The organism is Spirosoma taeanense (genome assembly GCF_013127955.1).
Classification (GTDB): domain Bacteria; phylum Bacteroidota; class Bacteroidia; order Cytophagales; family Spirosomataceae; genus Spirosoma; species Spirosoma taeanense.
This window is the reverse complement of record NZ_CP053435.1, coordinates 2,104,509-2,124,040: the sequence shown is the minus strand read 5'-3', so window position 1 is coordinate 2,124,040 and position 19,532 is coordinate 2,104,509. Positions and strand designations below refer to the sequence as shown.

Here is a 19,532-nt window from a genome sequence, read left to right as displayed (position 1 = left end):
GCACAGCAATTTGACGAATCAGTCAGGAGCCACCGGCTAGTCGGCTGCGATCAGGGTTTGTGGAGCGGCTACCTTGATGCGGGTCAGCAGAAAGGCCAGCTGCCGTTTCGTATCGTCCCGAAACCGGGCGCAAGCAGCTTCCAGCTTCTTATCGTGCAGCCCCTGTGCCGCCTGTGAGAGCACAATCCAGCACAGTTCGGCTTCGTTGGCCATCAGCCACAAATCGTGCAGATCCCGCAGCAGGGCACCCCCCCCGCTGCGGGGTTCTTCAAAAAGAGACTGTGTCAGGCGCTCCGGCTCGTTGCTGTTCTCTTCCGAATAGCGCTCAATGAACGTCTTTAGCTCGTTTACGTGCTTCTCCGACCAGGTAGCCAACAACTGGCAGATCTGTTCAATATCCGGTTCGTCCTTATGGTGTTCTGCCACCTGTCTGAACGCCTTGGTTAGTTCCTGTTCGCTGTGATGAGCCAGTGCAATGTAGTTACCGATATGCATAGCTGAGGTTTGGGTTAGATTTTACGGATACGGACGGCCGCATATTTATAGTGAGGCTGTTTACTGACAGCATCCCATTCGGTTAGGGTCAGCTCATTGGCCGCCCGTTTGCGGCCGGGGTCATCCCAGTAACCGTAATGAAATGGAATAAACACCAGCCCAGGCTCAATATCACCCACCAGTACCGGCTCAACAACCTTACCCCGTCGGGAGGCCACTTCAACCAGATCGCCGGTTTTCAGACCGTAACGGGCCGCGTCTTCGTCGGATACCTGCACAAACGCGTCCGGGGCGGCTTCGTTGAGCTGTCGGGATCGGCCCGTTTTGGTTCGGGTATGAAAATGATACACCAGCCGACCCGTAGTGAGCCAGAGTGGAAACTCCTCATCGGGTTCTTCATGCGGAGGTTCATAGTCCGCACCTTTAAGGAACGCTTTACCCTTCGGGTCTTTGGCCTTGTACTCCTCTTTGGTAGCAGCCGCTCCCGTCACCAGATCGTGGCCATAGGTCTCGCAGTAGTCAATACTGGTATTGAAAACTCCGTCCTCGTACAGATGCGGTTTGCCGTCAGGATACTGTTCATTGCAGGGCCACTGAATCCCGCTGCCTTCGCTCAGTTTGGCGTAACTCATGCCTGTATAATCGCAGGGGCGACCGCGGGTACATTCTTTCCACGCTTCAAAGCATTCTTCGGGCGTTTTCCACTTGATGAGCGGGGCACCATCTTTATCCCGAAAATCCATCCGTCGGGCGTAGTCCAGGAAAATCTCGAAATCTGGTTTCGCTTCGCCAGGTGGGTCAACGGCCTTGTGTGAGATGTGAACGGTCCGGTCCACATTGGTAAATGTGCCGGTTTTTTCGCCCCAGATAGCCGCGGGTAACACGACGTCGGCATACTGCGCGGTTTCGGTCATAAACGCATCCTGCACAACAACGAACAGATTTTCCTGCTGCAGAATTGAACGGACACGCTCCAGTTGCGGCAGCGAAACGGCCGGGTTGGTCCCGCTAATCCACAGCAGATTGATGGAGCCTTTTTCGGCGTAACGCCAGATCTGCATGGCGTGGGTCGGGGGCGACCAGTGCGGAATGATGTTGGAATCTACGTTCCAGAGCCGGGCAAGTTGTTCGATATGCTCCGGATTGCCCCAGTTCCTGAAACCGGGCAGGTCGCCATCCGCTCCGCATTCGCGCGTGTTCTGCGCCGTGGGCTGACCGTTCATCTGGTAGATGCCACTGCCTGTATGTCCAATCAGGCCGCGAATCAGATGCAGGTTATTGACCTGTACAGCAGCAGCCGTGGCCTGCATGGACTGATAAACGCCCTGCAGAATCGTAGAAACCAGTGTTTTCGCCGTTCCCAGAATTCGAGCCGCTTCCCTAAGCTTCGTAGCCGGTACACCCGAAATCGCTTCAACACGCTCCGGCGACCATTGCGAAACTAGCTGTTTTAACTCTTCAAAGCCAACCGTGTGTGCGTCGATATAGTCCGGGTTAATGTGTCCTGCCTGGATAATCAAATTTAGCAGGCCGTTCATAATCGGAACGTTCGTGCCGACCCTGGGTACCAGGTGCACCGTTGCTTTCATCGCCGTAAAGGTTTCGCGGGGATCAATGACTACCAGTTTAGGCGGATTTTCACCGGCCAGGCGGTCCAGAATCCGCGTCCACAGGACGGTTTGCTGAGAGGCTATGTTGTGGCCTACGTGCAGGATGGCTTCTGTCGTATCGAGGTCGGTATAGGAGCCGGGTTGTCCATCGGACCCAAACGAAACTTTCAGCGCGGCTGCGGCCGTATCCGTGCACAGACGCGTGTTTCCATCCATATGAGGTGTCCCCAGACCTGCCTTTCCCAGAACGGCCAACGTATAGTATTCCTCCAGAAAGAGCTGACCACTTGTATAGAAGCCAATACCCAGCGATGTTTTCTTACTGATAATATCGTTGGAGCGCCGAACAATCAGGTCCATAGCCTCATCCCAACTGGCCTCTTCCAGTTTGCCGTTGCGACGTATCAGGGGCCTGGTGAGTCGGTCGGGGCTGTTGTTAGCCATCCAGCCTTGCAGGCCTTTAGGCCCAAGCCGCCCGTGGTTGACGGCATCGACGGCCCGACCGCGCACGCCCACAATCCGACCGTCTTTTACGCCAATGTCCATGCCGCAGCCATTGGAGCATAATACACAGGCGGATTGTACCCAACGGTCAGGCGCTTCTTCGGTCAGTTCATCGACTCGGACTGGCCAATGGCCTTCATAAGGGGTTCGCTCACCCCAAATGTCCTTAATACTATCGCGGGTTTGTTCCATACTGAAGAGGTTTAGTGCGTTTCTGGTGGTGCGTGGCTATTGGCCGATAGGGGGCATACATGTCTCTATTCGTTACCGGCGCAAGGTCGTCGGGTGTCAAACACAAGGACGGCCCCGACTGTTTCGGGGCCGCGTCCTCTAAACGTCGCTCTGCTGTTCAATGGCTGTTCATCGGAGATTACGGGTTGCCCTTCGTGCCCGTAGAGCGGTTTTTCGTCTTACTGCCCGACTGGCTGCTGCCATTCGATGTACCCTGACCCGATGTGCTGCCTCGTTGATTGCCGATACTCCCCAGCCCGCCCGACGTTTGGCCGGATGTAGAGCCTCCTTTATTTGATTGTTGCAGGCCATTGCTCTTACCCGCGGTTCCGCTCTGGCCCGAAGGCTTCGCCGAGCCGGTCGTACTCCGCAATGAGGAGCTTTTTGCATTTGTACCGGACTGGGCCTGGGCACCCACGGTAGCCACTGCTAACCACAGTGCGACCGCCGTTACTACTGTTTTCATATTTCGAGGATTAGTTTGGCTTAGCAAATCTTACTGCTTGAAATACACCCTCCCCATAACTATACAGTTTTCCGGCCGGAATCATCTGGAACGAGAAAATAAGGAAACGGTCCGCCGACAGACTCCGGCTTCCCCATACTACCCCGGCCAGGTGACAGTTACGATCCTATCGAGTCAATTGGCGGTCAGGCGAAAGCCTGTATCAGACCCGCGAGTTGACCAACCAGTTTCTCGTGCTGTGTTTCCTTAGGCAGGATTAACTCACAGCCGAATTGCTGGCATCTATCTTCGTCAACCGGTCGATCGGAACTTGCCAGGATAGCCACCGAAATCGTTCGCCAGTCGGGCGTCTGCGCCAGCTCAGCCAGAGCCGCGTATCCTTTACAGCTAATCATATTCCAGTCCATAATCAGCAGGGAAGGTCTGGGATACACATCGCCCCGCAGAGCCGCCAGCAGCTCCGCCTTATCCACGAAAAAATACAAAACGGCCGTGGGGCAGGCTTCACTGAATGCCTGCCGATACAGATACTGATCATCGGGCTGATCGTCGGCAATGAATACAACCGGGGTTCCGACGTAACGTTTAGGGGTTTCCATTAGCGTGTACCCGACCTGTTATACGGCCGGCCTATTCCGTTTTGGCGAGTTGGGAATGATTGACCAGTTCGTGGAGCAAAGCCAGCACCTGCGGCACCGAATCGAGCCGGTAGCCGGCGCTGGTTGCTCCCCTGCCTACTTTGATGGTGTGATGAGTGGGCGACAGCAGGACAGAAAACAGATCCTCATCAGTTCGGTCGTCGCCAATGGCCAGCACAAACTCGTAGGGGTAAGCCATGGCCAGCTGCTTCGCCATCCGACCTTTGTCCGTATCCGCATTTTTCACCTCCACAACTTTGTTCCCGTCAATGACGCGCAGCTGATAGGGCAGCAGCGACTGCAGCGTAGTGATCATTTCCCGCGACCGATCAAAGCCCATAGCCTCGCTGACGTTCCGGTAATGCCAGGCCAGCGAATGACTTTTCTCCTCAATGAATGACCCCGCGCACCGACTCACGAAATCCGCCATCAGCGGCCGTACAGTATCCTTCCAGCTCCCGTCGTCCAGCACCGGGCTTCGCCAGCTTCCCTCCTGCCGGATAAACGTTCCGTGTTCGGCTACAATGTCAATGGGCAAACCCGACAGCCAGTCTTCGAGGGTGTCATGCGCCCGCCCGCTGATAACCACAACCTTGTTCTGGGGTATTGCCGCCAGTTCGCGTAACAGTTCGAGCACTTCCGCCGAAGGAGCCGCCAGTTCGGGCTTGCTCGCAAACTCGGCTAGTGTGCCGTCATAGTCCAGCAGCAACAGCCGGGACTGAGCCTGTTCATAAGCCGTGAGCAGTTTATGCTTGCCGACTCCTTTCAGGCTCCGGACCGGGCTTTTTTCCTGACCTCGCCGGGCGGTCAGCAGAGACTCAAAAAATTCATTGGCCCACTGCTTTACGTCATACCCGGCAATTCGCTGTTGCATAATGGCAATCCGGCGCTGCTGCTCCTCCGGGGCCATAGTCAGCCCTGCGTTTAACTGATCGGCTACTTCATATTCATCCAGCGGGTTAACCAGCAGGGCTTCGCCCAGTTCATTGGCCGCGCCGGTCAGCTCACTCAGCAGCAGAACGCCCTGCTGATCCTGCCGCGAAGCCACAAACTCCTTGGCGACCAGGTTCATTCCGTCCCGAAGCGGGGTAATCATAGCTACATCGCAGGCGGTGTATAAAGCCAGAAGCTGCGGAAAGCTCAGTGACGCATAGCGGTACACGATCGGCACCCAGGTCAACGTAGCGAACTTCCCATTGATCCGTCCAACGGCCTGCTCAATCATCTGCTTACGTTCCCAGTACGTCTGAATCTCGTCGCGCGACGGAATCACCACCAGAATAAACACCAGATTGCCTTTCCATTCGGGGTGTGCCTGCAGGAAAGCTTCCAGCGCGTCGAGCCGCTGCATGACCCCCTTGGTGTAATCTAGCCGGTCGACCGAGAAGATAATCTTGCCCGGGTACGATTCTTTCAGAGCCCTCCGCTCCTCAATCACCTCCGGCTGATTATAGCCATCATTATACAGGCCATAATTGATTCCAATCGGAAACGCCTGACACTGTACCGCCCGATCCTGATTAAAAATCTTCGCTAACGTATGGGGCAAGCCTAGGTTCAGCTGAACGGATTTGAGAAAATGAATCAGGTAGTCATTCGTATGAAAGCCGATCAGGTCAGCGCCCAGCAGCCCCGTCAGCAAATAGTCCCGGCATCGTCGGGGTAATAACCGAAGCAACTCATTGGATGGAAAGGGAATATGCAGAAAGAACCCAATGGTGGCCTTAGGCTCCTGCTCCCGAATCAGCTGGGGCAGGGCCAGGAAATGATAATCATGCACCCACACCAGATCATTGGGCTGAAGCAGCTCCATCACCTTCTCACAAACCTGCTGATTTGCGGTCTGATAAGCCGCCAGGTCTTCGTCGTGGTAATCCACGTAAGACGGGAAATAGTGAAACAGCGGCCAGAGCACCGAGTTGGCAAAGCCGTTATAAAAATGTTTGTTGGTGGCTTTGTCCAGGAACACGGGGACATACTCAAAATCGTCATTGACCTCGTGCCGGTGTTTTTCCCAGGTGCGCTGCGTGAAGTCGGCGCAGCCAATCCAGACTGGTTTCTGGGATGAGGCACTCAGATCCAGCGACTTGACTGCCGTCACCAGGCCGCCTGACGAAGGCTTGACGGTCGTTACTTTATTCTGGACCTGAATCGAAAACGGTAAGCGATACGAGATAATGATGAGCCGATTGTTTTTCATAACGTAGGGTATTGCTTCACAGACGGAGTAAGTCGCCGTCTGGCCTCATTCTATCTAAAGTTGTTCGGCAGTAAAACAGAAATAGGACGGAGATGTAACTTAGCGCAACCCAAAACACAGGCAACGGCCCTTGGTTTACGTAAAAAGCCACCCCGGACGGGATGGCTTTTTACGTAAACCAATCGTTTCGGCTATTACATTGCTGGTGCTTCTGGAAAGCCACTTTACTGTCTGCGTTCAAAGCTCTGTTCATCAGTTGGCTCCAGCAGCAGAACCTCTATACCGGCTTGGGGCTGCGGATTCTCAACCCCCGGCCGTTTGTTATCCGCTATAAAATCAAAGACCTGGTGCTCGTCCGCGAAAATGATTTTTTCCAGCACCGTCCTGCCGTTCAGTTCATCTGGCTCATCGCCCGACCCGTCGCCGTTTTTAGGGGAATAGATCAGAAAATTAACGATTTCGAAGTCTTTTGTTCTGGCCATTACGTCCAGATAGCGCGACTCTCCGGGCGTTGTTTCCGGGTAGACATTCAGAATGGTGTACCAGTTCCCTTCATTGCCCATGCTCTGAAGAAGCCAGTTATAAATAGATTCCATAGGTTGTTTTCCTGCGTGATTGCGTGCTAGGAAAACCCGACCAGGCCCGCTTTGTTCGGACCAGACTGCACAATAGACTCGGATTTCTATTCGCCCCGCACAATGGCCGGACCAACCTGACCATCCGGGCGAAGCCGCGCAACCCGAATCCCCGACAGGTGCCTGTGGCACAGGACGTAATCGCTTAGTGGATACGGCGTAATGACGACCTGTCCGTGCTCGGACGAAGCATGGAGCAGGTGAATCCGGCCATTCGGCTGCCGCACCGCCAGTCCGACGTGCTTCATATCCAGGCCGGGACGGGCAGCGGTCAGCATTACGATATCGCCCTCGCGGAGCTGGGCTTCAGCCTCCCGAATGTTCTTCTTTGGAATAAAGGCGAATGCCTGCTGGCTCAGAGCCGCTTCGGCCTGCGCTATCTGCTGAAAAATCGCCGGGTCGCGCAGGGGTGGGTACTTGTATAGAAAAGAGGTCATGTACGACACCGGCTTGGCCACTGAAATACTGCCCGGCAGATCGCGGGTTACGTCCACCACCAGACCTTTCCGCTCGTTATTACGCAGCCAGTCCGAGAAATAGTGTAAGCGACTGGCGTAGCCATTAATCCGGCCGTCGCGGTAACGAAGCTGGGTCAAATACCTCCGGAATGTCGCGTCGAAGCTTACCGGATTGGCCTGACTGCCTTCCTCCTGATAGGCCAGCGTCAGCGCAAGCACGGTTTCCAGATAAGTCGTGCAGTCAAATTCCCGAACGTTCACGATCAGTTGTTCGGTTGGGGTGGTATCGAGCGTATGGGAAACGTAGGGAGCGCCGATGAATTTTTTACCGATGCTAACGGCCATTTCAGCGGAGGTTTTACCGCCCGCGTTCGCCAGCAGACGAAAATCCGCGGGAGCCGCTTCCTGCGCCTGCGCACGCGATCCCATACATACCACCAAAAGAGCAGTAAACAGTTTTATCATACGTGAATGGTGATTTCGATGCCTCCTTACGACTAACGAGGCATCGAAATGTTTCACGAATTTACGATTTAATTTCCAGCACTAACGCCGAGCGGGAGGACAGCCCCAGCGAAACACCCGTGTGCCCGACCATTTCGAGTTGCGTATTCGTCATAAAAATGTCGGTAAGCTGGTAGGCCTTCGCTGGGTCGAGGCCCATCGCCCCGAAAGCATGATGGGGAATGCGAACGGTGATTGAAGTTTCCTGGCGGGAGAAGTTACAGATGATCAGCAGTTTCTGACGATCCGTATACCGCAGGTAACTAAAGACCTGATGCGCATCGTAGCCCGCGCTCTGGCCGTTGTCGTTGGCATACTGGAGATCATAGAAAAAGCCGTTCTGAATGGCATCCGAGCCGTTGACGAGGTGGTTCAGGCGCTGGTAAAACGCCCGCAGCCGACGCTGGTCGTCGTTCAGCTTAGCCCCATCGTAGCGGCCTTTGTTCACCCAGTTCTGCCAGTCGGTCAGTCCCCAATAGTCGAAAATGGTGGTGCGCCCATCGTCCCCACTGAACCCCTCGCTGCCGTCGGCCCGAACCCCGATCTCCTGTCCGAAATACAGCAGAAACGGCCCGGTATGCATCGTGGCTGCCAGGGTCATGGCCGGCACGGCGGCCCAAGGGTCGTTGGTAAAAAACCGCGAGTTAATACGCTGCTCGTCGTGCGTTTCCAGAAACCGGAGCATATGCTGGGCAAAATCGCCGGACTCCTGCTGCCAGACGCGCGTCAGTTCGTAGCAAGAACCCTGCCCTTCCATCAGCCGCCGGAGGGCGTCGTAAAGACCGACCTTATCGTAGAGATAATCGAAACCGCCCTGGAAAATAAACGGGCGGTACAGGCCAGGCTCGTAGATTTCAGCGATAAAAATCAGGCGTGGATAGCGCTGTTTAACCCGGCCAATGGCCCATTGCCAGAACTCAACCGGCACCATCTGCGCCATATCACAGCGGAAACCGTCAACGCCTTTGTCGGCCCAGAACAACAGAATGTCGAGCATCTGCTGCCAGGTAGCGGGCGTCGGCTGGAAATGCCGGCTGCCATCGAATACATTGATGCCGTAGTTGAGCTTAACGGTTTCGTACCAGTCGTTGACGTCGGGGGTAGCCGTAATGGAGCCGCTGCCGGTCACTTTGGCCGGACATTCATTCAGGGTTCCCCAGTATACTGATTCATCGCGGGCTGTTACGCTGTCGTCAGCACTCTCCGGCGAAATGAATGTTTCGCCCGGCAGGTAGTAAAAATTGTTGTTCGGCGAGAAACGGACCGACGGATCTTCCTGTTCGCCCAGATCGATTACACCAGCCGGTTTCACATCGGACTTATACTGCCGGGCAACGTGATTGGGTACAAAGTCAATGACGACCTTCAGGCCATGCGCGTGGGTGCGCTGCACCAGGTCTTCAAACTCCGTCATGCGGTCGGGCACGCTGACGGCCAGGTCGGGGTCCACGTCGAAATAGTCTTTCACCGCATAGGGCGACCCGGCCCGCCCTTTGACTACGGCTGGATCGTCGGGCTGAATTCCGAAGGCTGAATAATCGGTCTGAGTGGCGTGTTCCAGAACGCCCGTATACCAGACGTGCGAGGCACCCAAATCCCGAATGGCCTGCAACGCCCGCTCATTAATGTCGTTAAATTTGCCAACGCCATTCTCATCGCGGGTACCGTTCGGACGATTGGTAGTGTTCTGGTTGCCAAACAGCCGGGTGAAGATTTGGTAAATGATTAGTTTGTCCATTACTGGAACAACGGACATCGTATTCATAGGTTTGAACAAATACAGGTTACGGTGATTATGTCATTGGTAAGTGCAAAAATATAGCCATTTTGCCCTAAATCCCTGTTTATTTTTCGCGTCCCAATAATTTGTCCACAGGAGTCCTCCGGCCTATAGGCCAGTATTAACGTCCTATTTTATGAAAAGACCCAGTCTTTACCTGTTCATTCTTCTTATCACAGTCTGTCAGCTCGCCTTTGCGCAGAATGCCCAGATTCAGCGCGTGAACCCAACGAACTGGTGGGTAGGCATGAAAAACCCGAACCTGCAATTGCTTATTTACGGTCCCAATGCCGGTACGCTGACGTATTCGCTCAATTACCCCGGCGTAAAGCTCGTTAAAGCGCATACAGTCGAAAATCCAAACTATGCTTTTCTTGATCTGACTATTGCGCCATCGGCCAAACCCGGCCTAGTCCGAATTACGGGTAAGCGCGGCAATCAGACGCTCACCCAGCCGTTTGAGCTGAGAGCCCGCGACAGATCACCCAAAGGTCTGGGCGTAACGGCGGCCGATTTTATTTATCTGGCCATGCCCGACCGCTTCGCCAACGGTGATCCAGGCAACGATAAATTTGCGGACATGGCCGACCCCAACGCCGACCGGGCTAACCCTTACTACCGGCACGGGGGCGACCTCGCCGGGGTAGTGCAGCACCTCGATTATCTGAAAGACCTCGGCGTAACAGCCATCTGGCTCACACCCGTACTCGAAAACAACCAGCCGCTTACCAATGAGGGCGGGGCCATGCGCTCGGCTTATCACGGGTACGGCTTTACGGACCATTATGCCATTGACCGGCGACTGGGCGGTAACGACGCTTACGTCGACTTCGTCAAAAAAGCGCATGCGGCCGGGATGAAAGTGGTGCAAGATGCCGTTTACAACCACGTCGGCATCAATCACTGGATTCTGAAAGACCTGCCCATGAAGAGCTGGCTCCACCAATGGCCGACTTATACCAACACCTCGTATAAATACCAGCCCATCACCGACCCGCACGGAGCCGAGATTGACCGGCGCGTTACGCTCGACGGCTGGTTCGTTCCCCACCTGCCCGACCTCAACCAGAGCAATCCATACGTAGCGAATTTTCTGATTCAGCACGCTCTTTGGACAGTCGAGAACTTTGGCGTCGATGCCTGGCGCGTGGATACCTATATGTACAACGATCAGCCGTTCATGAACCGCTGCAACGCGGCTTTGCTGGAGGAGTACCCAAAGATTCACATCTTCGGCGAGTCGTGGGTGAACAATGTAGTCGATCAGGCGTATTACACGCGGAACAACATCAACTTTCCGTTCAAGTCGAACCAGCCGGGCGGACTGGATTTTGTCTTGTATGCCTCCATGCTTGACGCGTTGAAGCAGAAATTCAGCTGGGATGATGGCGTAAACCGGTTTTATCAGGCGCTGGCGCAGGATGCCGTTTATCAGGACCCCAACAAACTGGTAACCTTCCTCGACAACCACGACACCGACCGCTATCTGTCGGTCATCGGCGATGATCTGGATAAGTACAGAATCGGTCTGACGTGGCTGCTCACCACGCGCGGCATTCCGTCGATGTATTACGGTACGGAGATTCTGATGAAGAACTTCAAAGACCCCTCGGATGCCGAAGTGCGACGTGATTTTCCAGGCGGTTTCGTCGGCGACCGAGAAAACAAGTTTGAGGCCTCCGGACGCTCAAGCCGCGAAAATGAAGCTTTTCAATACGTGCGGAAACTGGCTAACTACCGTCGCTCCACGCCGACCCTGCATACAGGCAAACTGATGCAGTTCCTGCCGCAGGACGGCACGTACGTCTATTTCCGCTATGATGGCAACAAGACAGTTATGGTCGCCACTAATACCAATGATAAGGAAATTTCGCTCGATACGAGTCGGTTCGCCGAGCGGATGAACGGCTTTACCTCTGCCCGCAATATCTTGACCGACGCTACGCTGAACGACCTGAAACTGGTAAAACTCCCCGCCAAAACAGCGCTGGTGCTGGAGTTAATGAAATAAACGGATAGACGTAACGGGGCTCCCATGTCCGGTATGTTGTGGGAGCCCCGTAGCTGTTTTTGTGGCAAAACCAACCTTCGCTGATTTTATTTCAGTTCCTCTTCTTTTCAAGCGAATTCTGTACTCGGTGACCGACAAAAGCAAAGAGCAACCCATTCAGTATACCCGGTAATTAATTGATAATTTCTCCTTTATTACTGGCTAACTTTTCACGCCATTGCTGAAGTTGCTCCGGTGTTTGTCTTACCCAATCTGTGACTTCACCAATGATTTTCAGGGGTGCTCGGGTGCGATAGGAACGTGTTGGATTGCCCGGAAATTTTTTATTGGTAACGTTGGGGTCATTTTCAAAGCTCCCTGTCGGTTCAACTACATAAACACGCTCCTGTCCATCACCAGTAGCCAATGCCGCAGCAAGTCCCGCACCGTTTACCAGAGCAGTGAAATAAATGTGATTCATGGTGAGTTCCGACTTGTAATTAGATTTGTATCCGGCTGTCAGAAAATCCCCAACCTGCAGATCGGCTTTCGTACCGTGATAAAAAGGGCCTTTGTCAGACGGCTCAACCGTGGATGAACCTGCTAAATCATGATTCATTTTTGCGTTTTCAAGGTCGCCCAGTTCCTCAAAGCATTTAGCAATGTTTGCATACAAAGACGAAAATGCGCCCTTGATGGCCTCGTTATTTAGTTTCAGCGCGGCCTGCAAAGCTGTTTCGAGCCAGTTTAACTTGTCGGAAACATTCGCCTGATGCCGGGCGACATAATAAGCAGCAATATATTTTTCAAAGTCATTGGTCGCTTCATTCCAGGCCTGAAGAAACAATCGGCTTGCTTCTTCAGGCTTGCCATTTGCTTCCATGTCCATACCTTGAACACAGAGTTTAACGACAGGATTGTTAGGGTCGAATTCCATTTTCGGATTAGGTTGTCTGTCAATTAGCGTAATCAGATTTTAGTCGCTTAACCATAGAAGCTATTTGAGTTAGCGATTGCAAAAGCTGCTAGATGTGCAAAAAACCTATTCCTCCCACCTGACGGCCTGACAATAGCAAGCTAACGCTCTATTAGCGGCAGTGCCAATTAGGTTGTCTTCTTTTTAAAATAGAATTTGATAATCGTTATCAGGCATTTGAACTGTATGTATCATTTTTTAATTTGACTTTGTTGTAAATCAATGTAACACCCGTACAAATAAGCCAAAGCAGTGAAAAAGCGATCAAGCCCTTTAGATTCCAATGAATATCCTCAGGATCAAAGCGTCCGTGTATTCGACTACGGAAGAATTTATTGGAGTATGCCTGCCCGTACTCTATTGCCATGCCGAACAGGTAAAGTACAATGAATACCATCACATGTTTAAAAAAATTTATCTTTACAAATAAAACATTTAAAAATGCGGCTGCCATAAAGTAAAAACTTGCATGCATTTCTTTATCGATAGATCGAAAATACGAAGGTAACTTTATCATAAAAGCAATGACAGCTATTGCAAAACATACAAATACCAGAAAGATTCGCTGGCTGAAACTGAGATCGATCTTCATACATTAATTTTAAAATAGAGACAAAGTTGCTTAGGCGAACATTTTCTTATAGAATAAGGCTCCATTGGCATTAAAGCGAGGAGAGTTGACGCTAACGGTTTGTGACTGTGCAATGTTGGGAAATTCAAAGTACAAATGCTCAATAGAATTTCAATACTCAGATTTAGTACAGCAACCCCAATATCGCAAAACCGATGTTATTGATAGTGGCTTTTCCGATTTCTGTCAGTTAAACGATTGCCTGTATTTAATAGGCGACTGATTTAACTTGCCCTTAAAAAACTTACTGAAACTTTGGCTATGCTCAAAACCCAATTGGTAGGCAATTTCACTTACAGTAAGTTGCGTAGTAGATAGCTTCTGTTTGGCTTTCTCAAGTAATTTTTCTTGTATCAGCGTTTGTGTATTCTTGCCAATTAAAGATTTTAACAAGGTGCTTAAATAATTGGGCGATACAAACACAGCTTCCGCAACTTGCTGTACAGTTGGTATGCCTTTTTCAGTCAGTAAATCATCATTGGCAAAATATTCATTTAAGTAATCCTCTACTTTAGTCAGCAACTGATTACTTGGTTTTCGCCTTGTAAGAAATTGACGATGATAAAAACGATCACTGTATTTTAGTAATAACTCTATTTGGGTAATAATAATGTCGTGACTAAATCGGTCTATGTTGCTGTGATACTCCTGTTGAATGTTTTTAAATATTTGGATAATACTTTTTTCTTCTTTGTCAGAAAGAAACAAGGCTTCATTCACACTGTAACCAAAATAGTCCAGCTGAGTTATGTTTTTATGTAAAGAATGTTCCCATAGAAAGTCAGGGTGAAAAAGTAAAATATACCCATTGCACTTACGGTTTTCTACATGGCTGTTCTCTATACGAATCACCTGCCCAGGCGCTACAAACGACATTACACCTTCATCAAAATCATAAGTGGTTTGCCCGTAATGAAATTTATATCCCATATTTCTCTTTAAAATAATGGAATAAAAGTCAAACACAAAACTACATTCTTCTGTATATTCAGGAAATGTAGATTGTGAATAATCAATCACACAAATCAAAGGATGCTCAGGCTTAGATGAATTCATAAGCCTGAGATATTCCCCTATTGATTTTATTCTTTTTATTGCCATTAAAATAGCATCTGCGCAATTTTACAATTAATAATTATAGAGCCATTCCGCCAGAAATCTCTATTCGCTGCCCAGTTATCCAACCAGCTTCATCGCTGCATAAATAAGCAACTGTAGCACCAACATCTTCAGGTACGCCAACTCTACCTAAAGCAGTTATGCTTACAAAACTTTTTTGAACTTCAGGGTTCTTATTACCACCACCGCCAAAATCTGTAGCAATTGGACCGGGTGCGACCGTGTTGATAGTGATTTTTCTCCCACCCAATTCTTTCGCCAAATATTTTGTGAGCACTTCTACAGCACCTTTCATGCATGCATAGGCGGAAACACCTGGAACAGTTGACCTTGTAAGCCCAGTTGAAATATTTACAATTCTTCCCCCATCATTCATTATTGGTAATAATTTTTGTGTAAGGAAAAACACACCCTTAAAATGCACATTCAGCATTTCGTCAAACTGGCTTTCGGTAGTGGTAGCAAAAAACTGAAACATACCTGTTCCCGCATTGTTTACCAGATAGTCAAAGTTTGTTACTCCTTCCTGCTCTAAATGTTGTTTCACTTGCTCAACATAAGTATCAAATGTGCTAAGATTACTTACATCTAATTTTAAAGCAATTGCAGATTGTCCCAATGCCTTTACTTCGGCAATTAGGCTGTGTGCCGCTGTTTTATTACTATGATAGGTAAAGATGATGTTGGAGCCTTTTTTAGCCAGGTTCAAAACCATATCCCTGCCCATTCCTCTGCTGCCACCTGTAACAATAGCGATTTTATTTTTTGTACCCATTTTTTTATTTGTTTAAAATTATGGCACAAAATTCCTTCATTCCCAACGGGTAGATGTATCCATGTCTAAGATTGTTGTAGCTTAACTCATAAAAGTATCATCAGTAAAGTCAGAATTATGGTTGATATAGAATGCCATTATGCCATTATCACTAATAGTTGGCGGCTTGGGGTACTCTGTGTTACGTCACGCCCCGAACCAAAGCCGATTAAAGGTATAAAGTTTAATACTTATTTCTGCTGGTCAACTGCGTTCCGTCACGCTGGAACTGATACTGAATAGAATTGCTATAGCTGATGCTGCGTTGGGTCGCCCCGCCATAACGCCAAACCGCTGTTAGCGGCTCGGCTTTTATTTTGATGTTTGAACGTTAGGTTTTCGCCGTCCAATTGTCTTGTGTCGCCAGATGGCAATAACACGAATGTCTGCATGATACTCGCCTAGCTTATTCTCAACCAGCCGGTGTTTGGTTTCGAATGCTTTTTCGTACCTATCAATTAATCCGAAATTGTTCAAGTCAGCGGGTGAAAACGTTTCATCAAAACCACCGTAATTACTTAGTGCGCTAACAATATAATCTTTACCCAATAAATCGTAGCTGAGAAAGGCAAAATTTTCAAGAGATACATTAGTACAGTCTTGGTCAGGTTCAACGACAGCAGCAATAGGTTAAGCCTTTCTCTTGGCTCCACATGTCGAAGAACATAGTCCAGCGTTTTATAAAAGCCTGTTTCATGAGATTCTATCCAATAACCATATAATCCCAATCGTCTCCCTTGTCTCGGCCTGGGTCAACCAAAATTTCATTCAGCATACTGTCAACTAAAACAAGTTCAGACAAATGTGTCAACTTGCTCCACTGAAGGTATTTTCCCCAAGATATAACGTCTTCTTCGTAATCTTTGTCAAACGTTCCTCATGCTGTATAATAAAATATCATTTTGATGTGTGAAAGGTGGTTCTAAGCTGACCGCTAACTCGTACATATATGAACCTTGGCAGTTAATATCTATAAATGTAGCAATTATACTAAAATCTTAAGAGGCCAATCAGCAAAGAAGCCAACTAATTGATTTTAACTAACTTATCATGAGCGCAGCTAATTATTCCAGGCTTGTTTCACAAGCGGCAATACAACATGCGTCTTTCGTATTTTTGTAGTGTGGCCCTGATTTCAATACATAATGCGAACCTGGCATTATCGTGCAGTTTCGATTAGGAGTCGAAAATCCTTAGAGAGAACCGGCCTGATAGGCAGTACCCGATGAAATCCTTTATTTTTGTGGCTTCGACAACCTGAAGCCACATGCCTATTACTGCTTTTCTGTTTGACCTCGACGGTGTCATTGTCGATACCGCTATCTATCACTACCAGGCCTGGAAACGGCTCGCCAATGAGCTGGGCTTCGATATTTCGGAGGAGTTTAACGAACGGCTCAAGGGCGTCAGCCGGACCGATTCCCTGGATATTATTCTCGAACACGGTGGCCTGACCTTACCCGACGAAGAAAAAACGCAGCTGGCCGCGCAGAAAAACCAGTGGTACCTGGAACTGGTCAGCCGCATGACGCCGGAAGACATTCTGCCGGGCGTAGCGAACTTCTTTTCGCAGGTCCGCAAGGCTAATCTGTTGACGGCCATCGGCTCGGTCAGTAAGAATGCGCCCCTGATTCTGGAACGGATCGGGCTGAGCGATACCTTCGATGCCATCATCGATGGTACCAAAATCAGCAAAGGCAAGCCTGACCCGGAAGTGTTTACCAAAGGCGCGGCCGAATTGGGCGTCAGTCCGGCCGAATGTGTGGTGTTTGAAGATGCCGTTGCGGGCGTAGAAGCTGGCCGACGGGGCGGTATGTTTGTGGTTGGTCTGGGCTCGCCGGATGTTCTTACCCAGGCTGATCTGGTTGCGCCCTCCCTGGAACACCTGAGCGTTCAGGAAGTCTTAGACCGGGCGCAGGCTGTCAGCTAAGCCCCGCAAGCCCAGTCTATTAGAAGGATAGCCAGCCCGATATCTTGATGGCAAATGGCGTTACGGGAACCCCTGTCCGGCCGAGGTTGTCGCGGTACGTAAGCCGGTGAATGGCATCTACGCGTAGAACTTTGAAGATATTGTCGATACCGTAACCCAGCTCAATATACGGCGTTCGGTTGAGGGAATTGAAACCCTCGACCGAACGCCCCTGCGCATCGAGCGCCGGAATGGTGGCCAGGTTCGCCTGCGAAACGCTGCCGACCAGCACCTGCGCCGTAACCAGTTCGCGCCATTTCAATTGCCGCAGCACCGGCAATCGATTGAACAGCAGTCCGCCAAAGTTATGCTCGAACTGAACCGTTGCCCAGCGGTCGCAGACAAACTCGAAGTAGTTCATCAGGTTGTAGGCGTTGCCGACGTAAAAGATCGACTCGTTGCCGAGGGGTGTGTATAGCAGCGGATACGGTACTGTCGACGGAATGATTCCTCCCCCAATCGTATAGTATGTCCGACCCAGCACGCCCATCCGGAACGAATGTTTCATGTTCAACGCCACGCGGTGGTAGGCAAAATCTCCGCCCAGCACCTCCCGTACGCCAGCCGTATACCGGAGTGTAAAAATAGGCTTGCGGGTGGCCCCGGCGCTTACCCGCAGGTTGTCGTTCTGAAGCATTACCTCGTCGGGGGCGAAGCGCGTCTCGGAGATCAGCTCGGTTACGCGGTAGCCGCTGCGAATGGTCTGGTCGTTATCCTGAAGCTGCGGCCGGAACGCAAACGGAAACTGCGGCTCAAACGTCCGGTTACGTAACGCCAGCGTCTGGGTGAATCCCCGCCCCAGCTCGCGCCGGAAATACAGCAGGTTATCCTCCTGAAAATACGGCCGGCGGATCGTTCCAAAGCGGGAATAGGCCGCAAACAGAGAGTTATCCCCAATATTGTCGGTGGAGATACCTATTCGCTCCAGATCATAACTTCGCCGGACGCCCAGAACGGTCCAGGGTTTCCGGTGCAGGATATATTCGATGTTGGCGCTGTATTTGAATGCCTGATCGCGGGTGCCATAGGCCAGATAACCGCTCAGCAGCCATTTTCGGCTGAAGCCCGTGTTGGTGCGCAGACCCAGCCGGAAGCGATTTCCCTCCACCGAGTTATAGGCATAGGAATACAGTAGCGGCCCGAGGTCCAGATGCAGATTGCCCAACGGCTTGTAGCCCAGTACGCCCAGTTTGATAATCTCGCCGGTCACCTTCACGAGCGGCACGTTACGTACCGAATCAACTACCCGCATGGCCCGCCACTCGTCGGCCGAGAGTGAATCGGGTCGAACGCGCTGCCAGAAGGTCGCGTCGGCATTCCGGTAGTCATCGTCCAGTTCGATCGCCGGATCATAAAAGCCGGTCTCCTTAGGCCTGTTTTCGGTAATGTGGCGGGCCGTCGCGAAAAAGCGGATCAGCGCGCCCGGTGCATGGGGAGCCGGTTCGTCGGTATCAATCGTGACCTGCGTCTGCGTTGGAAAGCGCAGGCCCGACGCCGTCGCGCTCCACTCCTGCTCAATGTGCAGTTCGTCCACGAAATTGATATTGGCACGCTTGTCAACCCGCGCGTCAATCTGAGCCAAAGCCAGTTGCAGCGTATCGACCCAGACCGTTCCGGCAAAGGCCAGATCGGTAGCGCGATTAGGCTCGAACTCGATTTCGTAGCAGACAGCCTCACCGAGCGCAACCGTGTCCTTCAGGCGGAATGTATAGACCGTTTCCCACTGGCTGCCCACTGGCGAGGGAATGTCTTTCCGCAGGACGTAAAGCGAGTTGCGATAAAAATTATACTGCTGAAACGAAGCGCCTGTCAGTTGGGCAATCAGGCCGCCATCGCTGACGCCCACACCCGTTACGTGCGACTTCATCACCCGTTCCTTTATTTTGTCGGGGTTGCTGCGCGCATAGACATTCGAGAACGTTTCAGAGATAAAGACGGGCACGGCGGGCTGGCCGTTTTCATCCGTAATGGCCGGCAGCTTACCCAGCAACCGGCTGATTGGTCCCGGTCGGCGGTTGTTTTTCCGCTTACCACCGAAGTTGTTTATATAGCCTTCAATTTTGGTATAGCTCTCGTATTCGTAGGCCAGAAGCCGGGCCGGGTCGAACTGGTCCCGCCGACGTACCGTTTCGCGTAGAATCCGGTAGGCAGGATCGCCCCCTTTGGCGTAAATTTTCACCTCCTGAAGACTGGTAGCCGTTGAGGTTAATTGCGCGTCGATGGTCTGGCTGGGCTGGCGAAGAATGGCATACGAACGGGTAGCGTAACCGAGGCTAAGCACCTGGAGCGAGTCGGCCGTCTGGGTTAATCGGAGCGAATAGCGGCCATCGGCATTGGAGGTCGTGCCCGCCGTTGTTCCTTTTACGGCAATACTGGCAAACGGAATCCCCTCGCCGGTAGCCGCATCGGTTACGCGCCCATTGATCGTCGTCTGGGCATTCGTTGTCGACGGCCCCCACCCGATCAATAGAACACTAACCGCTAGGGCGATCCGTAAAAAATGCTTCATTAA

Annotated in this window: 15 protein-coding genes; 2 read left to right on the top strand and 13 right to left on the bottom strand. The window is 51.3% G+C overall.

All coding sequences use genetic code 11. The features are described 5' to 3' along the window. Positions 1-36: 36 nt before the first annotated feature. From HNV11_RS08985 to HNV11_RS08950, 8 genes are all read right to left on the bottom strand, one after another. The gene (locus tag HNV11_RS08985) at positions 37-495 is read right to left on the bottom strand and encodes a molybdopterin oxidoreductase (RefSeq protein WP_171739342.1); all 459 of its coding nucleotides are present in this window, start codon (positions 493-495) and stop codon (positions 37-39) included. Positions 496-509: 14 nt separating this feature from the next. After that, positions 510-2,801: a molybdopterin oxidoreductase family protein gene (locus HNV11_RS08980; protein WP_171739341.1), complete on the bottom strand. Its 2,292-nt coding sequence runs from the start codon at positions 2,799-2,801 to the stop codon at positions 510-512. A 178-nt stretch (positions 2,802-2,979) separates the two neighbouring features. Next, positions 2,980-3,306, bottom strand: coding sequence for a hypothetical protein (locus HNV11_RS08975; protein WP_171739340.1), 327 nt, complete (start codon positions 3,304-3,306; stop codon positions 2,980-2,982). Positions 3,307-3,491: 185 nt separating this feature from the next. Further along, complete coding sequence (locus HNV11_RS08970; RefSeq protein WP_171739339.1) at positions 3,492-3,905, bottom strand: response regulator; 414 nt, start codon at positions 3,903-3,905, stop codon at positions 3,492-3,494. 31 nt (positions 3,906-3,936) lie between these two features. Further along, positions 3,937-6,144 (bottom strand): bifunctional alpha,alpha-trehalose-phosphate synthase (UDP-forming)/trehalose-phosphatase, encoded by a 2,208-nt coding sequence (locus HNV11_RS08965; protein ID WP_171739338.1) that lies wholly within the window; start codon positions 6,142-6,144, stop codon positions 3,937-3,939. 224 nt (positions 6,145-6,368) lie between these two features. Further along, positions 6,369-6,740, bottom strand: coding sequence for a hypothetical protein (locus HNV11_RS08960; protein WP_171739337.1), 372 nt, complete (start codon positions 6,738-6,740; stop codon positions 6,369-6,371). An 86-nt stretch (positions 6,741-6,826) separates the two neighbouring features. Next, a complete protein-coding gene (locus HNV11_RS08955) occupies positions 6,827-7,702 on the bottom strand; it encodes an N-acetylmuramoyl-L-alanine amidase-like domain-containing protein (RefSeq protein ID WP_171739336.1) in 876 nt (291 codons plus the stop codon). 61 nt (positions 7,703-7,763) lie between these two features. After that, positions 7,764-9,506 carry an alpha-amylase family protein gene (locus tag HNV11_RS08950; protein ID WP_240163874.1) on the bottom strand — a complete coding sequence of 581 codons (1,743 nt, stop codon included), beginning with the start codon at positions 9,504-9,506 and terminating at the stop codon, positions 7,764-7,766. 151 nt (positions 9,507-9,657) lie between these two features. Here HNV11_RS08950 and HNV11_RS08945 point away from each other — a divergent pair, with 151 nt between their 5' ends. Next, positions 9,658-11,532, top strand: coding sequence for a glycoside hydrolase family 13 protein (locus tag HNV11_RS08945; RefSeq protein ID WP_171739335.1), 1,875 nt, complete (start codon positions 9,658-9,660; stop codon positions 11,530-11,532). A 172-nt stretch (positions 11,533-11,704) separates the two neighbouring features. Here HNV11_RS08945 and arr read toward each other — a convergent pair whose 3' ends face one another. The 4 genes from arr to HNV11_RS08925 all read right to left on the bottom strand — a co-directional run bounded on the left by arr (position 11,705) and on the right by HNV11_RS08925 (position 15,012). Beyond that, positions 11,705-12,130: an NAD(+)--rifampin ADP-ribosyltransferase gene (gene arr, locus HNV11_RS24205; RefSeq protein ID WP_205402764.1), complete on the bottom strand. Its 426-nt coding sequence runs from the start codon at positions 12,128-12,130 to the stop codon at positions 11,705-11,707. Positions 12,131-12,656: 526 nt separating this feature from the next. After that, on the bottom strand, positions 12,657-13,079 hold the full coding sequence (locus HNV11_RS08935) for a hypothetical protein (RefSeq protein ID WP_171739333.1): 423 nt from the start codon (positions 13,077-13,079) through the stop codon (positions 12,657-12,659). Between the two features lie 225 nt (positions 13,080-13,304). Beyond that, positions 13,305-14,174: a helix-turn-helix domain-containing protein gene (locus HNV11_RS08930; RefSeq protein ID WP_240163873.1), complete on the bottom strand. Its 870-nt coding sequence runs from the start codon at positions 14,172-14,174 to the stop codon at positions 13,305-13,307. A 79-nt stretch (positions 14,175-14,253) separates the two neighbouring features. Next, a complete protein-coding gene (locus HNV11_RS08925) occupies positions 14,254-15,012 on the bottom strand; it encodes an SDR family NAD(P)-dependent oxidoreductase (protein ID WP_171739331.1) in 759 nt (252 codons plus the stop codon). A 1,306-nt stretch (positions 15,013-16,318) separates the two neighbouring features. On the opposite strand from HNV11_RS08925, the gene pgmB reads away from it, so the two are divergent. Continuing rightward, positions 16,319-16,981, top strand: a complete 663-nt coding sequence (gene pgmB / locus HNV11_RS08920) for a beta-phosphoglucomutase (protein WP_171739330.1) — start codon at positions 16,319-16,321, stop codon at positions 16,979-16,981. Between the two features lie 19 nt (positions 16,982-17,000). On the opposite strand, the gene HNV11_RS08915 is transcribed toward pgmB, so the two are convergent. Then, on the bottom strand, positions 17,001-19,529 hold the full coding sequence (locus tag HNV11_RS08915) for a DUF5686 and carboxypeptidase-like regulatory domain-containing protein (RefSeq protein ID WP_171739329.1): 2,529 nt from the start codon (positions 19,527-19,529) through the stop codon (positions 17,001-17,003). Between the last annotated feature and the right edge of the window lie 3 nt (positions 19,530-19,532).